General features: G+C 65.0%; 13 protein-coding genes and 2 tRNA genes. 7 read left to right on the top strand and 8 right to left on the bottom strand.

Features of this window, described 5'->3' with window-relative positions; all coding sequences use genetic code 11:
* The first annotated feature begins 63 nt into the window (after positions 1-63).
* Positions 64-1461: a sulfatase gene (locus VGN66_RS14995; RefSeq protein WP_327519619.1), complete on the top strand. Its 1398-nt coding sequence runs from the start codon at positions 64-66 to the stop codon at positions 1459-1461.
* An 85-nt stretch (positions 1462-1546) separates the two neighbouring features.
* Here VGN66_RS14995 and VGN66_RS14990 read toward each other — a convergent pair.
* The 4 genes from VGN66_RS14990 to VGN66_RS14975 all read right to left on the bottom strand — a co-directional run bounded on the left by VGN66_RS14990 (position 1547) and on the right by VGN66_RS14975 (position 5021).
* Positions 1547-1623 (bottom strand) — tRNA-Pro (locus VGN66_RS14990).
* A gap of 46 nt (positions 1624-1669) precedes the next feature.
* Positions 1670-1746 (bottom strand) — tRNA-Ile (locus VGN66_RS14985).
* A gap of 19 nt (positions 1747-1765) precedes the next feature.
* Positions 1766-2734 (bottom strand): WalW protein, encoded by a 969-nt coding sequence (locus tag VGN66_RS14980; RefSeq protein WP_327519618.1) that lies wholly within the window; start codon positions 2732-2734, stop codon positions 1766-1768.
* Positions 2735-2816: 82 nt separating this feature from the next.
* The gene (locus VGN66_RS14975; RefSeq protein ID WP_327519617.1) at positions 2817-5021 is read right to left on the bottom strand and encodes a sensor histidine kinase; all 2205 of its coding nucleotides are present in this window, start codon (positions 5019-5021) and stop codon (positions 2817-2819) included.
* 191 nt (positions 5022-5212) lie between these two features.
* Here VGN66_RS14975 and VGN66_RS14970 point away from each other — a divergent pair, with 191 nt between their 5' ends.
* A complete protein-coding gene (locus tag VGN66_RS14970) occupies positions 5213-5674 on the top strand; it encodes an Lrp/AsnC family transcriptional regulator (RefSeq protein WP_327519616.1) in 462 nt (153 codons plus the stop codon).
* A 54-nt stretch (positions 5675-5728) separates the two neighbouring features.
* On the opposite strand, the gene VGN66_RS14965 is transcribed toward VGN66_RS14970, so the two are convergent.
* Positions 5729-6994 carry a hypothetical protein gene (locus tag VGN66_RS14965; protein ID WP_327519615.1) on the bottom strand — a complete coding sequence of 422 codons (1266 nt, stop codon included), beginning with the start codon at positions 6992-6994 and terminating at the stop codon, positions 5729-5731.
* 271 nt (positions 6995-7265) lie between these two features.
* Here VGN66_RS14965 and gyrA point away from each other — a divergent pair, with 271 nt between their 5' ends.
* From gyrA to VGN66_RS14950, 3 genes are all read left to right on the top strand, one after another.
* Complete coding sequence (gene gyrA, locus VGN66_RS14960) at positions 7266-10016, top strand: DNA gyrase subunit A (protein WP_327519614.1); 2751 nt, start codon at positions 7266-7268, stop codon at positions 10014-10016.
* A 61-nt stretch (positions 10017-10077) separates the two neighbouring features.
* A complete protein-coding gene (locus VGN66_RS14955) occupies positions 10078-11178 on the top strand; it encodes an endonuclease/exonuclease/phosphatase family protein (RefSeq protein ID WP_327519613.1) in 1101 nt (366 codons plus the stop codon).
* 10 nt (positions 11179-11188) lie between these two features.
* Positions 11189-11536, top strand: coding sequence for a DUF952 domain-containing protein (locus VGN66_RS14950; protein WP_327519612.1), 348 nt, complete (start codon positions 11189-11191; stop codon positions 11534-11536).
* Between the two features lie 53 nt (positions 11537-11589).
* Here the strand turns inward: VGN66_RS14950 and VGN66_RS14945 are convergent, their stop codons facing one another.
* Together VGN66_RS14945 and VGN66_RS14940 are read right to left on the bottom strand one after the other, a co-directional pair.
* Positions 11590-12021 carry a DUF488 domain-containing protein gene (locus tag VGN66_RS14945; RefSeq protein WP_327519611.1) on the bottom strand — a complete coding sequence of 144 codons (432 nt, stop codon included), beginning with the start codon at positions 12019-12021 and terminating at the stop codon, positions 11590-11592.
* Positions 12022-12411: a VOC family protein gene (locus tag VGN66_RS14940; RefSeq protein ID WP_327519610.1), complete on the bottom strand. Its 390-nt coding sequence runs from the start codon at positions 12409-12411 to the stop codon at positions 12022-12024.
* Positions 12412-12451: 40 nt separating this feature from the next.
* Between VGN66_RS14940 and VGN66_RS14935 the strand changes: the two genes are divergently transcribed.
* The gene (locus tag VGN66_RS14935) at positions 12452-13000 is read left to right on the top strand and encodes a GbsR/MarR family transcriptional regulator (protein WP_327519609.1); all 549 of its coding nucleotides are present in this window, start codon (positions 12452-12454) and stop codon (positions 12998-13000) included.
* A gap of 86 nt (positions 13001-13086) precedes the next feature.
* Positions 13087-14088: an SRPBCC family protein gene (locus VGN66_RS14930; protein WP_327519608.1), complete on the top strand. Its 1002-nt coding sequence runs from the start codon at positions 13087-13089 to the stop codon at positions 14086-14088.
* Here VGN66_RS14930 and VGN66_RS14925 read toward each other — a convergent pair.
* Complete coding sequence (locus VGN66_RS14925; RefSeq protein ID WP_327519607.1) at positions 14073-14717, bottom strand: lysoplasmalogenase family protein; 645 nt, start codon at positions 14715-14717, stop codon at positions 14073-14075. The genes VGN66_RS14930 and VGN66_RS14925 overlap by 16 nt on opposite strands.
* Positions 14718-14787: the final 70 nt, after the last annotated feature.

The raw sequence follows: 14787 nt of genomic DNA, 5'->3' as shown, positions 1-14787 counted from the left end.
ATGGCGGGCATCGCGTCAGCCGCCCTCATGGCCCTGCCCGTGTCCGCGCAGAAACGCAGCTATGTGAAACACGATCTGCGCAAGCGGATGAATCTGGTTCTTATCACGGCCGACGATGTCGACTGGTCGGCACTCGGGTTCATGACCGGGCGGCGTGATCTCACCCCGAACCTCGATCGGCTGGCGGAACGAAGCCATGTCTTTGAACAGGTGCGCACCGCAGCCCCGATCTGCATGCCCTCGCGTCAGGCGTTCATGAGCGGCCTGTTGCCGCATCGCAACGGCGGCAACGGCTTCTTCCCGATGCATGAGGGAACGCCGACGCTGTGCTCGATGCTGAAGTCGGAAGGCTATTATTGCGCCGCCAGTCACAAGATCGGGCATATGCAGCCCGCGACGTCCTTCCCGTGGGATATGATGCAGGAAGGCAAGATCCGGCACCCGATGGTGCATGCCCATCTGGCGCAGCTGGCGATTATCGAGGCCCGCGCGCAGTACAAACCCTTCTTCATCAACTGCAACATCAACGACCCGCACCGCCCCTTTTACGGCAGCGCGGAGGCCGAGGAGCTGGATCACGGCCAGACCGGCCCCTATCGCATCCCCAATCCGATCGGTCCGGACGACGTTACCATTCCCGCCAATCTGGAAGATCTGCCCCAGATCCGCGAGGAGATCGCCCAATATTGGAACTCCACCCAACGCCTCGACATCGCAGTCGGAAATATCCTGACAGTGCTGGAAGAGAGTGGCGCGATGGACGACACGATCGTCCTGTTCGTGTCCGACCACGGCATGCCGATGCCGTTCGCCAAGGCGACATGCTACGATCACGGGATCAGGACGCCAGTCGTGCTGCACGCCCCCGGCCAGACCGCGCCGCGCCGCTTCGACTCTCTCGCGTCCAACCTCGACATTCTACCGACGCTGCTGGAGCTGCTCGACATCGCGCGTCCCGCCAATCTCGATGGCCGGTCATGGGTGCCATTGATGAAGGGGGCCGGGGACGTTGAGCAGCGGCAATATGTGATGTCCTATGTCGATTACACCTCAAGCGGATGGCAATATCCGTCACGCTCGTTGCAGGATCGCCGCTATGCCTTGCACTTCATGGCGTGGGCCGATGGCAAGACGAAGCTCAACCTGGAGAGCATGTGGGGCCTGACCTACCCAGCCATGGCCAAGGCCGCAGAAACCAATGCGGAAATCGCACGGCGCGTTCACCAATATATACATGGCAGACTGCTCGCGCTCTACGATCTCAAGGCCGATCCCGGTCAGCGCGTAAACCTGATCGACGATGCCGCACATAGCGAGATCGCGGCGCGGATGAAGCGGCTCATGCTAGAGGAAATGCAGCGGACGCTCGATCCGCAACTCGAAAACTACCGTCTGGTTCTCGATGGGAAGGTGCCAGTTCTGCAACAGAACCCGGCCAGATATCGCATTGCGAGCGAATAAGTGAAGCCGCTGGGCCAGCGGCACCATGCAAGAAGCCTGGCTTCGGTGAGCTTAGCCTGACTGAACGGCTCTGAGAAAACAGGGTTGGTCGGGGAGACAGGATTCGAACCTGCGACATCCTGCTCCCAAAGCAGGCGCGCTACCAGACTGCGCCACTCCCCGACGCGAGGGGGTCGCCTATACGGGTCTGACGATAAAGGCAATGCGCTGGTGGGCCCGGCAGGACTTGAACCCGCAACCTAGCCGTTATGAGCGGCCAGCTCTAACCAATTGAGCTACAGGCCCCGCCAGCGCGACCCGCCGATTAAGGGCGATCAGCGCCCTCGGCAAGCGCCGCGAGGATCTGGTCGTGCGATGCGGGCGCGATGCCCAGCCGGTCGAGCAGCGCGAACGCCCGCTCCCACCAGCGGCGAAACCCGGCCAGTTCGCCCGCGTCGCGGACATAGGGGGTGTAGCCCGGCGCTGCGGACGGCGAGTGGTAGGAGAACATCAGCAGCCGCACGTCCGAATCGGCCGCCACGCGAATCGCGTCGAGCGCCAGGTCGATCGGCATGTCCTCGGGCGTGAGCGCGACGCGCGACGACAGCTTCAGCCGTGAGGCGATCCCGCGCCCGCGCGGCACCCGGCCCAGCGCCTCATGCAACCCGATCCCGCCGCGCCGGAGTGCGCCGGTGTAAATGGTGGTCAGCGGGATCTCGATCAGATCGCCCTCCCCCGTCGCAAAGGCATGGTTGGGGATCGCGCGATAGTCCGGCCCGCCCTCTGCGGCATAGCTGTAGCCCGATCGCATCGAGCTATCGACGCGATACCCCGCCGCCGCCAGCAGGCCGAGCGTGTCGGGGCCTAGGCCATAGCGCCCGGTCCGCATCATCACCGGTCGCCGCCCGAATGCGTCGGCAATCCCATCGGTCAGCGCCGCGATCTTCGCCGCCTGCAAATCGCGCGGAAGGTTGCCGAGGAAGCTGTTGCGCGGGCTCACCACCTCGTCATGCGGCGGGTTGACCCATGGGTGCAACTGCGACCCGATCGCCGACCCGCCATCGGCCATCAGCGCCTTGAGTATATCGACCGAGCGATCGCAGCGCACGATCGGATCGTCGATCATATAGGTCGCGGGAACGCCATGATCGGCAAACAGCGCATGGATGCCGGGCAAGGCGTCCATCGCCTGCGTGCCCCGGTTTTCGCGCGCCAGCGGCTGCGACCAGTCGAACTCTTCCTCGGTATCGACAAACACGGCAAAGCGCGTGCCGAAACTGTCCGGCCACTGCACGGCCGCGTCCGTTGGCGGTGCAGACGGCCGATAGCCGCCCGGTTCGGGCTGGGGTTGCGCTGCGCTGTTCACAGGCGCTGGTTTAGCGCACCTGTTCCAAAGACTTGGTTACCATCGCGGGAAGCTCGACCGTCACCGCTTCGGGCGTGATCGCCAGCGAGCCGCCCAGCTCGCGCGCAATGTTGCGGACCAGCCGCAGCGCGAAGCCGGTGCCGAGCAGCGCCGTATCCTCATGCTCGTCGTCCAGGTCGAACAGCGTATCGCCGGTATAGGCGGCGAGCGCTTCGGGCCGGTCGAACGCGATCGCAACCCGGCCAGCATCCGCGTTGATCTGCACCCCCACCCGCTCGCCGTCGCGCGCGGCGGACAGCAGGGTGGCCAGCAAACGCGCCATCATCCGCTCGATCGCGCGCGCATCGCCGCGCACCACCGGATCGTCGATCGGCAGCGAAATCCACGCACCCCGCATCTCGGCCAGCGCGGCCAGGTCATCGGCGATCCGCGAGAGCAACGGACGCAACGTCACCTCGCTCGATGCGAGCTTCAGCGCCGACGCATCGATCCGCGCCGCAATGTCGAGATCGTCGATCGCGGCCAGCAGCGCGCGCGCATGCATGCGGATCGTCCCGGCACGCTCACGATAGACCGGCGGCGCGTCGCCCAGCATCTCGCGCTCGATCATCTCGGCAAAGCCCGCAATCGCATTGGTCGGGGTGCGCAGCTCATGCATCAGCTGGCGCAGCGAATCCGCGGCCGGGTTGGGCGGCGGCGGCGTGGTCACCACCGCGCTCTCTTCACGCCGTGGCCGACGCGCGGTGCCACGATAGCCCGAGAAGCGACCGGTCGCGCGGTCGAACGCGGGCGCACCCGAAATCCGCCATTCCCCGGCAGCATCCGATTCGCCGACCACCATCAGCCGCGCATCGCTGAACACCGCACGCTGGCGCAGCGCCCCAGCCGCCACGCCATCGGCGCGCGACGCCCCGCTCGATGCGTTGAGTTCAAGCGACAGGCCGATCAGCGGCGCACGCGACACGCCCTCGACCCAGCGGATCACGCCCTGCTCGTCGGTCTCGAAGCGGAAGCCATCGACGCGCACCGGCATCGGCGTGTGCGCGGCGCGCTCCTGCTGAAGCGTGTAGAAGGCGTCGATCCGCGCGACGACCTCGGCAATCTCGAACGGGCCAGCGGGCTCGGCGACCGCGTCGTCGGTCTCGACCGCATCGCTTTCCACATTACCCAGAATGAAGGAATCATCCATATCCGACGCCTGCCCGTCGTCGGTCTCCGCCGCAAGTGGCAATGCGACGGACGGCTCAGCATCGGTCCCGCTTTGGGCCGTGACAAGGCGATCTTCGTCCTGACCTGCCTCAAGCGCCCGCGCGACCACGGGGATGCCGAGCGCCGCCGTTGCCAGCGACACGAAGGGAGAGATGTTGGCGGGCACCGCACTGGCCTCGGCCTCGTGCTCAGGTTCAAGCTCAGGCTCCGGCGCGACCTCAACCGGCGGCAGCACGACCGGATCGAGCACGGGACGCAACCGCATACGGATCCGCGATTCGATCTTCGCTACCGCATCCAGCACCGAGTCCGCTTCCCCGATCGCAATCGGCTCGGCCTCCTCATCCGCGCGGATCACCGGAAGCGCGACCAGCGCTAGCGCGTCGGCATCGGCGACGTCAACCGGCGCGACGGGCTCCGCCTCGGCCATGGCAGGCACTTCGGCAACCGCTTCGACTGGCGTGGCCTCAGCGTGCTCAAGCGCAGGAGCCTCCTCGGCTATGACCGGAGAAGCGTCGGACACCGGCGAATCCAGCACGGCCGCCTCCGCGGCGACCGTCTGAAAATCCTCCGTCCATACACCAGCCACAACGAAATCGACCGGCCCGAACGCCTCCAGCGCCCGCTCGATCCCCGGCGGAAGGTCGCGGCGTCCGCGCAGCACCGATCGCGCCGCCGACGACATGCGCGGCAGCAGTTCGATCCACTCGCCCGACGCCAGCCGCGCCGAACGCAGCAGCGGGGCCGCCACCGAAATCTCGTCGAGCACGCACAATGCGACCAGCGGCGCGGGCGGATTGGCGTGCTCCAGCGCGCGGGCGCTCGCCGCGCGCACGCCGATCGGCACCTCGTCGCGAATCCGGCGAAGCAGGTTGAACGCGCGCGCATCCGCCGCTACCCGACGCCGGCCGATCAGGTCGACGATCTGACGCCACGCCGATGCCTTGCCGAAAGATGTCGAAACATCGCCGGCCAGCACGGTTTCCAGGGTGTCGTCGTAACGCAAAAAACGGTCTGCCCAGTCGGGCCGGAAATCGGCCGGTAAGGATTCTTTAACCCGCCCGAACCCCCCGTGGAAGCAGGAGAATTCGTCCCGAAAGCGTGCCGTAGCATAGTGGGACAATTGCGCTTGCCAGTAATTATATTATGTCTAACTCGCACAATGCGACCGAATCATGTGGCGCAGGGGAATCATCTATGGCTTTCGACGATATCGACCGGCAAATCATGGCGCATCTGCAGGATGATGGGCGCATGACCAATGTCGAGCTGGCCGATCGCGTCGGCTTGACCGCCCCTCCGTGCCTGCGCCGCGTCCGCGCGTTGGAAGAAAAAGGTGCGATCCGGGGCTATCATGCCGATCTCGACCCCACCTGGCTCGGCTATTCGATCACCGTCTTCGCGATGGTCAGCCTCAAGAGCCAGGCCGAATCCGATCTCGAAGCGTTCGAGGCGCATGTCGCCGCGATCCCCGAGATTCGCGAATGCTATATGCTCAACGGCGATATCGACTTCATCCTCAAGATCGTCGCGCGCGATCTGGCCGGGTTCCAGCAATTCCTAACGACCCGGCTGACGACTGCGCCCAACGTCGCGCATGTCCGCACGTCGCTGACCATCCGCACGTCGAAGTCGCATCCCGGCGTCCCGGTGGACTGAACAAAAAAGGGGCGGCACAACGGCCGCCCCTTCATTTTTCGCTGAGACCCTAGTTCAGGCGGCCGGTGCCTGATCGACCCAAGTCGCCCAGAAGCGCGCAATCTCACCGCGCGGAGCAGCACTCACCGCCTGAAACGCGGCCTTGGCTTCGGCCTTCTGGCCCTGCATCGCGAGCGCAATGCCAAGCCGGGTGTTGACCAGGTTCGCGTCCACCCCGCCCTTTTGCAGCGCGAGGCGATACAGCTCGACCGCCTTGGGATAGTTGCGGCTGCCAAGATACGCGTCGCCGAGATTCTTCGCCGCAGTGCCGTTCGCCGCTGCGCTCGCACCCTTCTCTTCGGCTGCCAGCGGCCCTTCGGCCTTTTCGCGCGTGACCGCCGAACGATGGAGCTCGTTCGCCGCGGTGTTGGTTGCCTGGATCTTGCCGGCCGCGCGCCCTTCCTCGATCACTGCCTTGGCTTCCCAGGGCAGGCCACGGCGCTGCGCCAGATCGGCCAGTTCGATATAATCGGCCTCACCACCCATCGCCTTGGCGGCGCGCATCAGCCGGAACAGGTCGAGCTGCAGGTCGGCGTCCATTGCCACACCCTTCTCGCGCGCCTGCTCCATGTAGATCAGCAACGTGCTGCGCCAGCCCTGCGCGCTCGGGTACGCGGCCATCTGACGGCCCAGCCAGTCGCTCGCCGCGGCCTTCTTGCCACCACGATAGAGCCGGTCGACCGCAAACTTGTACCAGGTCTCCGGCGCCTTGCGGCCTGCAGCTTCCTCGCCCTTGATCGCAGCATCGATATTGGCGACGCCCGCATCAAGCTGACCCGAATCAAGCTGTGCCTGAGCGATCAGCAAGTTCAGGTTCGTGCCGTTGGATGCATAGCCAAGCTCGCGTGCCTTGAGCAGGAACGGGATCGCCTCGGCATGCTTCTTCTGACCAAGCGTCAGGTCACCCCGCACGAAATAATATTGCGGAAGCCGGTCTGGCGCAGTCTTTGGGTTGGCGATCAGCACGTCGAGCGCACGGATGATCGCGACGTTGTCCTTGATCCCGAGCGCGGTCTGCAGGCGAAAATTGGCGACGTAGAATTTCTCGTCCTCATTGGTCGCCAGCGCGTCGAGCGCGTCCATCTTCCCCGCCGCACCTTGGAAATCCTTGGCGTTGAGCAGCGCTTCGACCTCGACCGCCGCCTTGCGGAACGGTTCGCTGACCTTGATCTTGGGTGCCTCTTCCTTCTGCTTTTTCTGCGCGGCCGCAGGTGCCGACACGGCATAGGGCGCAGCAAACAGAACTGCCGCAGCAAGCGCAGCCTTGGAAACAGACTTCATCCGGAACTCTCCTCACGCGATTTGCGTAGCGGTTGACGCGACCGCTCTAGTAATCCGCTCCGCCCGGTCAAGGCGGAGTCTATGCGTTCGCGCCTTCGCATCCGCTGCCTGAACGCATTTTGAACGCTCCGGCTCCAGAAATTTCGCGCACGGCCAAAATCTCTCGCGTGCGTGCGCGCGCGTGCACGAGCGGGTGCGCGGGCTTGGCAGGTAGCCGCTGCGCCGCTAGAGCGGTCACAACACTGAAACAACCCTTCGAAAGCATTGCAACTTGACCGACGAGACCGTCCTCGCGGACCGCTCCGATATCACCCCCATCTCGATCGTTGACGAGATGAAGACCAGCTACCTCGATTACGCGATGAGCGTGATCGTGGCGCGCGCGCTTCCTGACGTGCGCGACGGGCTGAAGCCGGTTCATCGGCGCATCCTCTACGCGGCGCAGGAGGGCGGCTACCTCCCCGGTCGCGCCTATCGCAAGTCTGCCCGCCTGGTCGGTGACGTGATGGGTAAATATCACCCGCACGGCGACAGCTCGATCTATGATGCGATGGCACGCATGGCCCAGGATTGGGCCATGCGGGTGCCGTTGATTGACGGTCAGGGCAATTTCGGTTCGATGGATCCCGATCCCCCCGCCGCGATGCGCTACACCGAAGCGCGTCTGGCCAAGGTCGCGATGTCGCTGCTCGACGATATCGACAAGGATACGGTCGACTTTCAGGATAACTATGACGGCTCCGAAAGCGAGCCGACGGTCCTCCCCGCGCGCTATCCCAACCTGCTCGTCAACGGCGCGGGCGGCATCGCGGTCGGCATGGCGACCAACATCCCGCCGCACAATCTGGGCGAAGTGGTCGATGCCTGCCTCGCCTATATCGACAATGGCGCGATCACCAATGACGAGCTGATCGAGATCGTCCCCGGCCCCGATTTTCCGACCGGCGGCATCATCCTCGGCCGCACCGGTTGCCGCAACGCATATCAGACCGGGCGCGGCTCGATCATGGTGCGCAGCCGCCACACCACCGAACAGCGCGGCGAGCGGCGCTCGATCGTCCTCACCGAAATCCCCTACCAGCAGGGCAAGAACCGCCTGGTCGAGCTGATCGCCGAAGCGGCGAAGGAAAAGCGGATCGAGGGCGTCAGCGACATTCGCGACGAATCGAACCGCGAAGGCGTGCGCATCGTCATCGACCTCAAGCGCGACGCGACGCCGGAAGTCGTGCTCAACCAGCTGTGGCGCAACACCCCGGCGCAATCGAGCTTCCCGGCCAACATGCTCGCGATCCGCGGCGGGCGGCCCGAGCTGCTCAACCTGCGCGACATCATCGAGGCGTTCGTCAAGTTCCGCGAGCAGGTCATCACGCGCCGCTCGAAGTTCGAACTGGCCAAGGCGCGCGACCGTGCGCACATCTTGCTCGGCCTCGTCATCGCGGTCACCAACCTCGATGAAGTCGTCCGCATCATCCGCGGCTCGTCCAGCCCGACCGCGGCGCGCGAAGCGCTACTGATCCGCGAATGGCCGATCGCGGAGATTGCGCCGTACATCCGCCTCGTCGAAGCGGTCGAGACCGAGGTGACCGGCGATGTCTATCGCCTGTCGGACGTTCAGGTTCGCGCGATCCTAGACCTGCGCCTGCATCGTCTTACCGCGCTCGGTCGCGACGAGATTGGCGACGAGCTCAAGGAACTCGCCGATTCGATCGCCGAGCTGCTCGAAATCCTCGCCAACCGCGCCAAGCTCTATGAAGTGCTGCGTGGCGAGCTGGTCGCCGTGCGCGACCTCTACGCCACCCCGCGCCGTACCGAAATCGCCGCCGCCGCCGACGGGATCGAGGACGAAGACCTGATCGAGCGCGAAGACATGGTCGTCACCGTCACGGTGCAGGGCTATATCAAGCGCACCAGCCTCGACACGTTCCGCGCCCAGGCGCGCGGCGGCAAGGGCCGCGCCGGCATGGCGACCAAGGACGAGGATGTCGTCACCGAACTGTTCGTCACCTCGACCCACACGCCGGTGCTGTTCTTCTCCACGCTCGGCCGCGTCTATCGCATGAAGGTGTGGCGCCTGCCCGAAGGCGGGGCGAACACGCGCGGCCGCCCGATGATCAACCTGCTCCCGCTCGCGGCGGGCGAGACGATCTCGACCGTCCTCCCGCTGCCGGAGGATGAGAGCGAGTGGGGCAAGCTCCACGTGATGTTCGCGACTGCGAAGGGCAATGTCCGCCGCAACAGCATGGACTCCTTCACCAACGTGCCGAGCAACGGCAAGATCGCGATGAAGTTCGAGGGCGAGGACGAGGACGATCGCCTGATCGGCGTCGCCCTGCTCGACGAAGGCGATGACGTCCTGCTCGCCAGCCGCGCGGGCAAGGCGATCCGCTTCGCCGGCGACGAAGTGCGCGAATTCCAGAGCCGCAACTCGACCGGCGTGCGCGGCATGCGCCTGCTCGGCGACGATCAGGTGATCTCGCTGTCGATCCTCCACCGCGTCGGCACCGACGCCGATGAGCGTGAGGCATATCTCCGCTTCGCCCCATGGAAGGCGGAGAAGGAGGGCGAACCCGACCTGACGCCCGAGCGGTACGAGGAGCTACGCGCCAAGGAGCAGTTCATCCTCACCGTCTGCGCCAATGGCTATGGCAAGATGAGCTCGGCCTATGAATATCGCCGCACCGGTCGCGGGGGTCAGGGCATCACCAACATCGACAATATCGCCCGCAACGGCCCGGTGCTGGCCAGCTTCCCGACCACCCAGTCGGACCAGCTGATGCTCGTCACCGATCAGGCCAAGATGATCCGCCTGCCCCTCACCTCGCTGCGCGTCATCGGCCGCGGTTCGGCCGGCGTGCGCCTGTTCCATGTCGCGCCGAACGAACATGTCGTCTCCGCCGCCCGGATCGAGGAAAGCGAGGAGGACGCCGAGGTCGATCTGGCCGACAACGAGGTCGAAACCGCTCCCCTCCCCGACGCGACCCCCGGCGACGATCTCGCCGCCGGGCCGGAGGGCGGCGAATAGACTTCGTACCGTAACCGAAATGGGTTAAGCTCCCCCGATCTGCATTCGGGGGAGCCGTCCCATGCAATACAGCCTGCTCAAGCACCGCATTCCCGCCGCCGATCGCCCGCGCGTCGTCGCGCATCTCCAGCGGCTGATCGCCCAGCTCGACCGCGACATCCCGGACAAGGACAGCGAGCGTAACCTGCTGCTCGCGACCTGGAACATCCGCGATCTGGGCAAGGCGGGCAAAGGCTGGGGCCATGGCAACCGCCTGCCCGAAAGCCTGTTCTACATCGCCGAGATCATCTCCCGCTTCGATTTCGTCGCGGTGCAAGAGGTGAACGAGCTTGGCCCGTGGTACGACATCATGGCGATCCTCGGCCCCGATTGGGACTTCATCGCCACCGACGTCACCCACCGCAAACTCGGCGGCAATGGTGAACGCCTGCTCTACGCCTTCGACAAGCGCAAAGTGTGGTTCCAGAAGATCGCGGGCGAAATCGTCCTCCCCGCCGACATGCTCGTCTCCGCCACCACCGGCGACAGCACCGACAAGCTCGCCCAGGGCAAGCAATTCCGCCGCACCCCGTTCATGGCGCGGTTCCAGTCTGGCTGGTTCAAATTCGATATCTGTACCGTCCACCTCTATTATGGTTCGGAACGCGGCGCGGAGTTGCAGGAGCGCATCCAGGAAATCGACCGCGTCGCGAAATATCTCGCCAACCTCGCCGACATCGCCAAGGACAGCGGCCGCGCGACGATCCTGCTCGGCGACTTCAACATCGTCCACCCCGAGCATGAGACGATGAAAGCGCTCAAGGCGCATGGCTTCAAGACCCCCAAACGCCTCGACGCGCCCAGTAATCTCGACCGCACCAAATATTACGACCAGATCGCGTTCATCGCTGACCCGTCGGTGATCGACTATATCGACAGCGGCCCGGCATCGGCGCGCAACGCCGGCATTTTCGAGATGTTCGACAGCATCTTCCGCCCCGAAGACCTGCCCGATTATCAAGCGACCGCCGCGACCACGAGCGAGGGGAAGAAGACGACCGACCTCGCAAAATACTACACCGACGACTGGCGCACCTGGCAGATTTCGGATCACAAGCCGTTATGGGTGCGGTTGAATACGCACCACGCCGCGCGCTATCTCGCGACGCTCGCCGGAAGCTGAAGGAATTGCAATGTCTCGCCCCACCACCGCCTACAAGGTCCTGACCGCCCCCCAGATGGGCGACCTTGAAGCGGGCAGCTTTGAAGGCGCACCGATCGACATCCAGGACGGCTACATCCACCTCTCCACCGCCGCCCAGCTGACCGAGACCGTCGACAAGCATTTCGCCGACCAGGCCGATCTGTGGGTCGCCGCCGTCGATCTCGAAGCACTTGGCGATGCGATCAAATGGGAAGTCTCGCGCGGCGGCGCGGAGTTCCCGCACCTCTATGGCGCGCTGACGCTGGAGACGGTGGTGGCCTATTCCCCGCTTGAGCGGACCGAAGACGGCGCGGTCGCGCTGCCCGTCACAGGCTAAACGCTCGGCAATCTCCCCCCTCCCGCTTGCGGGAGGGCCCGGGGGAGGGCTTGTCAGGCAAACAAATCCACCACCTCAACGCCCTCGCCCTCCGCCTCCAACAACAACGTCCGGTGGCAGACACATGGATCGCGCTCGAAACACAGCAATGCGCTCGGCGTCTCTGCGATCAGGTCACGCATCCGCGCCGCCGCCGCCTGCGCTTCCGGTAACTGAAGCTGCCCGGCATAGATTGCCTCCAGCGTCGCGCGGTCACCCTTCTTCGCCGCGTCGCGACCCGGCTTGGGGGTCCCCAATGCCTTCAAATGCACATAACCAATGCCCCGCTCGGCCAGCGCCGCCGCCAGCGACGATTTCGAAAAGCCCGGACGACGCGATAGCGGCAACTGCCGCACATCGATCACCCGGCGTACCCCGGCGCGTTCCAACGCCGCGAGGAACGACGCGACCGTCGCCCCCTCATATCCGATGGTGAAGACCTTCACTCATTCCTCCGCGTAGCACACGGCTTCCAGATTGATGCCGTCGGGATCAAAGACGAACGCCGCATAATAGTTCGGCCCATAGTTCGGCCGCAGCCCCGGCGCGCCATGGTCGCGCCCGCCCGCTCCAATCGCCGCTTCGTAAAAGGCATCGACCTGCGCGCGCGTCTCGGCGCGAAACGCCACATGCGTTCCCTCGCCCACCGCCTCATTGTCGCCGACCCAGAACTCGCCGCCGCCCTCGACGCCAAAGCCATAGGCGGCACCGCCTGAGCCGCTCTCATCTGCTGGCACTTCGGTCAGGCACTTCATGCCCAGCGGCTTCAACGCCGCCTCGTAAAACGCCTTGGACCGCCCCGCATCGGCGACCGCCACACCCATATGATCGATCATCGTTGACTCTCCTTATTTCTGTAATTACAGAAATTACATCATGACCCGTTTCGCAGAACATCCCGACGCAAAGGCCTTCATCCTCCACTGGGGTGAGATGGGAACGCATTGGGGCGTCAACCGCTCCGTCGCGCAGATTCACGCGCTGCTCTACCTCGCCGACCGCCCGCTCCACGCCGACGAGATCGTCGAAACGCTCGGCCTCGCCCGCTCCAACGTCTCGACCGGCCTCAAGGAGCTGCAAGGGTACAGCATCGTCCGCCGCGTCCATGTCGAGGGTGATCGCCGCGATCATTTCGTGGCGGAAACCGACCTGTGGGAAATGCTCATGCGCATCGTCGCCGAGCGCAAGCGGCGCGAGATCGACCCCACCGTCCAGTTGCTCGGCGAACTCGCCCAGCGCCTCGCGGCCGACAAGAGCGCCCCGCCGCAGCTCCGCGAACGCGTCACCCGGATGCATGAATTCATCGGCACGCTCGGCGGCTGGTACGATCAGGTCCGCGTCCTGCCCAAACCGACGCTGGTCACTCTGATGAAGCTGGGTGGCAAAGTGGCGCGGTTCATTCCCGGCTCTTCGAAGAAGGACTGACACAAGCCAGTCTCCTCCCCCGACCAGCACAATCTCGTCGCATAATTTCTGTATTTACCGAAATGTCAGATAATAAGGACGGACACATGGATCAGCTTCGTACACGCCGTACAGGCGCTGCGGTCCGAATTGCCGCGGTGACGATTTTCGGGCTGACCTTTGCGCTCGGCGTCTATCTGCTGATCGAAGCGGTGAATCCGGCTGGCCTGATCAGTTTCACCTTCCTCCTCATCCTCCCTGCTGCTGTCACCGCATTCGTGACCTATGTCGGCGACCCCCACGCACTGCGCGGCCGCAGCTTCTACACGACCAGCGTGCCCTTCAGCCTGTTCGGTGCGGTGGTGGTCGCCTCGATCGGGTTCCTGCGCGAAGGCGTCATCTGCATCCTGATGCTCGCCCCGTTCTGGCTCGGACTCAGCGCGCTTGGCGGGTACATCAACTGGCGACTGCGCAACCGGCAAGAGCCGGAGGAGAACGTCTTCCGCGCCTCGACGCTGCTGCTCATCCCGCTGGTGGCGATGCAGGTCGAACCGATGATCCCGCTACCTCGCGACACCGGAAGCATCACGCGCAGCGTCGTCATCAACGCCGATCCCGCCACTGTCTGGCACCATGCCCGCGGCGTCCACCAGATCGCATCGGACGACGGTAGGTGGAACATCTCCCAGGATATCATCGGCCTGCCGCGCCCGATTGGCGCGCGTCTCGACCGCGACGGGTTCGGTGCAACGCGACGTGTCGAATGGCAGGACGGGATCCGCTTCAAGGAAGTCGTCACCGACTGGCAACCCGCCCGGCGCCTTTGGTGGAACTTCCAATTCGACGAGACCGACATGGACGCGTGGGCGATGCAGGATCGCCACCTCCTGCCCGACAGCCCGCATTATCGTATCACCGATGGCGGCTATGTTCTCGAGCCACTCGGCGACGGTCGGACCCGCCTGACGCTCAAGACCAACTATTGGGTGGAGACTCCGGTCAACTGGTATGCGCGTCTATGGGGCCAGCTGCTGGTTGGCGACGTGTCGAGCAACGTGCTGGCGGTGATCCAGCAGAAGTCGGAGCGGCCGAATCAGCGCCTGCCCTGATCGTCAGTGAGCACCTGACTCACCCCCCAAGCAATCAACGCCTGCGCCGCAAAATAAGTCGGCCAGACCAACAGCTCCGGCAGCACCGACCCTTCCAGCGGCCCAAAGCGCGAAAAGATCAGCAAGTCCGACACGACGAACAACACCGCGCCCAGCCCGACGCGGTAGCGCGGAAAGCGGCTGGTCCACGCCAGCGCCGCCATCACACCCAGGAACGCCGAATAGGCCCCCGCCTGCACCGCCCCGCCAGCCGGAGCCGCGAACAGCGCCGCGATCCCGATCGTCGCCGGGGCAAGCAGCCACCCGAACGCCTTCTGGCTCACCGTCAACACCGCCCGCCGATTGCGCAGATACAGCACGCACGCCACCACATGCCCCGCCGCAAACGCAGCACCGCCGACCACCAACCCATGCGTCTCCAGCAACAGATCACCCAGCGCCCCCAGCGCCAGCGCCCCGGTCAGCAACCACCCGTCCGCGCACCGCGCACGCGTCGCCGCCCACACGGCAAGCAACGCGACGCCGCTGGTCTTCCACGTCGGCCCCCAGACGCCCGGCTCAACCAGTCCCCATGCCTCCAGGCAATAGCTCGCCCCCGCGACCACCGCCGCCCCGAACAGCCACCCCATCGCTTCCCCTTTCCTACAAGCCTCCCCTTGGCGTAAGGGCATCGCAGGGGTCCGGCACTGTCGGACAGCT

The organism is Sphingomonas sp. (genome assembly GCF_035998645.1).
Classification (GTDB): Bacteria; Pseudomonadota; Alphaproteobacteria; order Sphingomonadales; family Sphingomonadaceae; genus Sphingomonas.
Note: the sequence above shows the minus strand (reverse complement) of the source record. Positions and strands in the feature narration are given on the sequence as shown.

Coding starts and splice junctions, on each gene's coding strand:
- VGN66_RS14970 (WP_327519616.1), top strand. CDS start 5,213: ATGGCTTTCGACGATATCGACCGGCAAATCATGGCGCATCTGCAGGAT.
- VGN66_RS14965 (WP_327519615.1), bottom strand. CDS start 6,994: ATGAAGTCTGTTTCCAAGGCTGCGCTTGCTGCGGCAGTTCTGTTTGCT.
- VGN66_RS14955 (WP_327519613.1), top strand. CDS start 10,078: ATGCAATACAGCCTGCTCAAGCACCGCATTCCCGCCGCCGATCGCCCG.
- VGN66_RS14950 (WP_327519612.1), top strand. CDS start 11,189: ATGTCTCGCCCCACCACCGCCTACAAGGTCCTGACCGCCCCCCAGATG.
- VGN66_RS14940 (WP_327519610.1), bottom strand. CDS start 12,411: ATGATCGATCATATGGGTGTGGCGGTCGCCGATGCGGGGCGGTCCAAG.
- VGN66_RS14935 (WP_327519609.1), top strand. CDS start 12,452: ATGACCCGTTTCGCAGAACATCCCGACGCAAAGGCCTTCATCCTCCAC.
- VGN66_RS14930 (WP_327519608.1), top strand. CDS start 13,087: ATGGATCAGCTTCGTACACGCCGTACAGGCGCTGCGGTCCGAATTGCC.
- VGN66_RS14925 (WP_327519607.1), bottom strand. CDS start 14,717: ATGGGGTGGCTGTTCGGGGCGGCGGTGGTCGCGGGGGCGAGCTATTGC.